This window comes from Rathayibacter sp. AY1D5 (assembly GCF_002932515.1).
Taxonomy (GTDB): Bacteria; Actinomycetota; Actinomycetes; order Actinomycetales; family Microbacteriaceae; genus Rathayibacter.
Map to the genome: position 1 here is coordinate 1 of NZ_PSVU01000088.1, position 4,794 is coordinate 4,794.

A 4,794-nucleotide genomic window follows, 5' to 3' on the forward strand; every position below is an offset into this window, starting at 1 on the left:
GTGATCACGATGACGTGGTCCCAGCCGTACTGCTCAAGGGGGTGGTGCTGGTCCTCCCGACGCTATAGACGGGCCTTGCGACTGATGGCTGGATGAGACGGATTCAGGTTGTAGTGCCCCATTCGGGCGTGGTGGTCGGGCCTGTATCAGCGATTCCGCTGAAGGACTGGCGAACCGCCGCGCATGCGTGTACACGGAACGGTCACACGCGCTGTCGACGACGGATCGGAGGGCGGATGTCGGATCGGGAGGGGACTCCGGGGATGCCCGTCCGCGGAATGGACGAGGGGGAGTGCTGGTCGGTCGAGGAACGGCGACCCTACCCGGCGACTCTGGACACGGCCCCGGGCCGGGCCGCTGGGCGAGAGAATTGACCGGGCGTTCACCGGGCCGACCCCGCGCCGAAACACTGCGATGATGGGCTCTCCACTGGTGATCGCCGTCGCACCCGCGTCGCGGATCACCCGCCGCGGGCGAGCGGCGGTCCCGACGAGAGGGAGGACGCGATGGACACGGCCACGACCGCGACCGGCGACCGCCCGTCCACCCCGCCGTCCCGGGAGCGCCCGAGGCGCCCCCGGGTCCGCGCTCGCACCGTGATCGGACGGCTCCTGCTCGTCCCCCTCGTGATCCTCGCCCTCTTCGGCGCCGGGATCCCGCTCTACGTCACGCCCCCGATCGACCCGATCCCCGAGCAGGCGGACGCGGTCTTCGTGCTCGGCCCGTCCACGAGGGCGCGCGTCGAGTTCGCCCGCCGGATCATCACCTCCGGAGCGACGGACACGATGGTGCTCTCGGTCGGCCCCGGCGAGATGAACGCTCCCTACGAGGCCAAGAAGTACAAGAAGTGCAACGAGCCCGGCGGCGACGTCCTCTGCTACTCCGCCGACCCGCTCACGACCCAGGGAGAGGCCCGGCAGCTGCGCGACATGGCCGAGCAGTACGGCTGGGACCACGTCATCGTGATCACCAACGCCTCCCACCTCGTGCGCGCCGAGATGATCATCGAGCGCTGCTACTCCGGAGAGCTCTCGATGGTGCCCTCGGGCGAGCCGATGGGCCTGGACTACCTGGTGAACCAGTACGTCTACCAGACCGGCGCCTTCCTCAAGGCCTTCCTGGTCACCAACGGCTGTTGACGCGAGCACTCCTCCTCGAGCCGCCGAGCCCGCCTGCGCTAGTCTGCCCGGGGCGCCATCGGCCCCGAGCCCGCTCCTGCGGAGCCCGGCCGGCCCGGCCCACGACGGCAGCGCGGCAGGAGGATCGACCGGGGAGACCCGCGACGCTCCCCGCTCCGCACCGGTCACCCCCACGCGAACCCCTCCGAAAGGCCCGCCCGTGACACCTGCCCGATCGATCTTCGCCGTCGGCCGCGGCCAGTACGAGAACATCGGCGACATCATCCTGCGTCGCCAGCTCCTCGACTGGCTCCGCGAGTCGGGTCCGCTCCACGTCTACGTGGGCCACTCGCCGTGGGGCTACGACGACGGCCTGCGCCTGGGCCCGGACGACACGGTGTACCGCTCGCTCCTGCGCTGGTACGCGGCGCTCGCCCGCGAGGCCCTCGCCGGCCGGGCGAACTCGGTGTTCAAGCCGGGGGAGATCCAGCTGACCCTGATCGGGATGAAGGAGCACCTCGTGATGCTCCCGGGCATCGCCCTGGTGCGCCTCGGCGGCGGCCGCGTGATCCGCGCCGGCGTGGGCACCCGCAACTTCGCCCCGCTGCCCCGCGCGATCATGTGGCCCTCGATGGCGCTCTCGAGCTACACCCGCTGGCGCGACGACAAGACTGCCGGCTACATGCGCGTCGGCGCCGCCATGCCCGACCTCGGCTACGGCGAGGGCTCGAGCGACGCGGAGCTGACCGCGTTCGCCGCGCAGCCCGACGAGGAGCGGCGCGTTCTGGTCCTCTCCCTCCGCGAGGACCACGAGGTGGACGCCCGCCCCTATCCCGAGCAGGAGTGGCTGGCCGCGATCAAGGGCTTCGCCGAGCGCGAGGACCTCGACATCGTCGTCGTCACGCAGGTCGCCGTCGACGCCGAGCGCTCCCGCCGTCTCGCCGCCGACCTCGACGCGGACATCCTCGACTGGGATCCGGCGCACACCCACGACGAGCACGAGATCCTGCTGCGCGAGCTCTACCGCACGGCCCGCGTCGCGATGAGCGACCGGCTGCACGTGATCATCATGGCGTTCACCGAGGGCGCGGCCCCGGTGAGCCTGCAGATGGACGGATCGACGAAGGCCTCGCGCCACTTCGAGACCATCGGGATCCACGACGTCACGGTCGACATGTCCCGGACGACCCCGGCCGCCGGCGTCGAGACCTTCTCCGCCGTCGTCGCCCGCCGGAGCGAGCTGCTCGAGAAGCTGCTCGTCGCCCGCGGGCGCCTCCGCGGCGTCCGCGACGACATCCAGGCGCTGCTCGCCGTGCCGCCCCGCAGCCGCCCGGCCGCCGCGGCAGCCCCTGCCGGCCCGAAGACGCGGGTGTACCACGTCGGCCGCAGCGGAGAGGTCCCCGGAGGCATGACGCAGGTCGTCAACGGGTACCTGCGCTGGCCGTTCGAGCGCTCGGACGTCCGGGTGATCTCCTCCCGCACCGCTCCGGGCGAGCACGTCGCCGCGGCCCGCCTGGCCGCCGGCGCCGCCGCCCGCATCGTCGCGATCGCGCGCCGCGAGCCCGGCGCCGTGATCGTCGTCCACCTCTCGGAGCGCGGCTCGTTCCTCCGCGAGGGGTCCCTCCTCCGCCTCGCGCACCGCCTGGGCCTGCGCACGGTCGCCCACCTGCACGGCAGCGAGTTCGCCGCCTTCACCGCCGCGCACCCGCGCCTGGTGAAGGACGTGCTGCGCAGCGCGGACGAGATCATCTCGCTCTCGGAGGAGACCTCGGCGATCTGCCGCCGCTACGTCGCCGCCGAGCGCGTGCACCTCGTGCCCAACGCGCTCGAGCAGGGCACCCCGCGCGAGAAGACCCGCACCGTCGTCTTCGGCGGCGTGGTCAGCCACCGCAAGGGCGTCGACGTGCTGCAGAAGGCGTGGGCGCAGGTCGAGGGCAAGGAGGGCTGGCGCCTGCTGGTCGCCGGTCCGATCCGCGAGCCGGAGGTCGTCGACCGCGGCGTCCCGGGGATCGAGTTCCTCGGCTCGCTCGAGAACGCCCGCCTGCTCGCCCTGCTCGACGAGGCGTCCATCGCCGTCCTGCCCTCGCGCGACGAGGCGATGCCGATCTTCATCCTCGAGGCCCTCGCCCGCGACGCGGCCGTCGTCTCGACCGCGGTCGGCGGCATCCCCGAGGTCCTCGGCGACGGCTGCGGCCGCGTGGTCGCGCCCGGAGACGTCGAGGGCCTCGCCGCCGCGCTGACCGAGCTCATCACCGACGAGGACGCCCGGGCCGAGGTCGTCGAGAAGGCCGGGGCGCGCTTCCGCGAGCGCTTCTCCGCCGACGCCGTGTTCCCGCGGGTCGAGGAGGTCTGGCTCGGCTGAGCCGCCTGCGACTTCGCCCCGGATCGCGCCCCGGGCCCCGCTCCGGGCCTGGGCGGAGCCGCGGGAGCGTAAAATCGCTGGAGTCCGCGTCGCCGTGCCGTCGCGCGCCCAGCCGTCCGCTCCCGGACGCCTTCTCCCTCCATCCCAGAGAGGCTCGACCGTGGCCATCGCCGCCGACTCCGACCGCCGCCTGTGGACCCTGCCCCTCGCGCGCGCCGTGATCGCGGCGGTCGCCGGCTGCGTCGTCACCTTCTCGCCCGACCACGGGCCCGCCTTCGGCCTCGCCGTCTTCGGCGGCTTCGCGATCGCGACCGGCGCCGTCTCGCTCGCCCTCGGGCTCCGCAGCTGGAGCGGCCGGGCCCGCCCGCTCGCCCTCGGCTCCGCGGTGCTCACCCTGGTCGCCGGAGTCGCGGCGCTCGTCGCGCTCCCGGTCGCCAACCTGCTCTCCTTCGTCGCCCTCGTCGCCGGCTGGGCGCTGCTCTCCGGCTTCCTCGAGTTCTCGAGCGGCCGCCGCGGTCAGGGCCTCGCCGCCCGCGACTCCGTGATCGTCGGCATCGGCACGATGCTCCTCGGCGCCGCCTTCGGACTCCTCCCGCCCCATCCCGTCGTCACCGTCGGCCTCCTCGGCGCCTACGCCGTGATGGTCGCCGTGTTCCTCGCCATCGCGGCGTTCTCGCTCAAATGGGCCGCCGGCGCCGACGCAGCCACCGGACACGATCCCGTCGCCCCCACGACACCGACCTCCGGAGGAGACCGATGACCGCCGAAGGCCAGCAGCCCGACCCCGCCTCTCCCGCCGACCGCGCCTCGGCGGCCGACTCCGCCCCGCCGCGCGACCCCGGCGAGTTCACGCCCCGCACGTTCCAGCCGACCCGCAAGGACCGCCTGCGCCCGCTCGAGCTCATCGGCTTCTCCGCGGTGATGGCGGCCTTCGTCGGCCTGGTCGTCATGCTCTCGACCCGCGAGCCGGTCGTCGCGCTCATCTCGTTCGGCGTCGCCTTCATCGTCGTGCTCGTCGCGATCGCCATGTTCTCGCTGACCTTCAAGCCGGACGAGGCCGAGATCGCGGACATCGACGAGCAGGACTCCGCACACTAGGCGAGGGACGGCTCCGCCGCTCCCAGTCGGCCGGGAGCACGCCGCGCGGGCGGATAGTCCCTTCCGCCGCGCATGCTGATGGAGCAGCCCGGAGGGCGTGTCGAGATCCCGCCTGCGCACGCGGGCGCCGCTTCCGCGTCGGTGGTCGCGCGTAGCGTGCGGAGGGTGGCGGAGGCGATCGGGCGGTGGTGGCAGAGGCGGCGGTTCTCGCGCGGC

4 protein-coding genes are annotated in these 4,794 nt (G+C 73.3%); all 4 read left to right on the forward strand.

Features of this window, described 5'->3' with window-relative positions; translation table 11 throughout:
• Positions 1–506 precede the first annotated feature (506 nt).
• The 4 genes from C5C82_RS16645 to C5C82_RS18120 all read left to right on the forward strand — a co-directional run bounded on the left by C5C82_RS16645 (position 507) and on the right by C5C82_RS18120 (position 4,578).
• Positions 507–1,139 carry a YdcF family protein gene (locus tag C5C82_RS16645; RefSeq protein WP_104296026.1) on the forward strand — a complete coding sequence of 211 codons (633 nt, stop codon included), beginning with the start codon at positions 507–509 and terminating at the stop codon, positions 1,137–1,139.
• Between the two features lie 199 nt (positions 1,140–1,338).
• On the forward strand, positions 1,339–3,480 hold the full coding sequence (locus tag C5C82_RS16650; RefSeq protein WP_104292615.1) for a glycosyltransferase family 4 protein: 2,142 nt from the start codon (positions 1,339–1,341) through the stop codon (positions 3,478–3,480).
• Between the two features lie 160 nt (positions 3,481–3,640).
• Positions 3,641–4,240: a DUF308 domain-containing protein gene (locus C5C82_RS16655; protein WP_104255875.1), complete on the forward strand. Its 600-nt coding sequence runs from the start codon at positions 3,641–3,643 to the stop codon at positions 4,238–4,240.
• Positions 4,237–4,578, forward strand: coding sequence for a hypothetical protein (locus tag C5C82_RS18120; protein WP_258062947.1), 342 nt, complete (start codon positions 4,237–4,239; stop codon positions 4,576–4,578). The genes C5C82_RS16655 and C5C82_RS18120 overlap by 4 nt, the downstream gene beginning before the upstream one ends.
• Positions 4,579–4,794 lie beyond the last annotated feature (216 nt).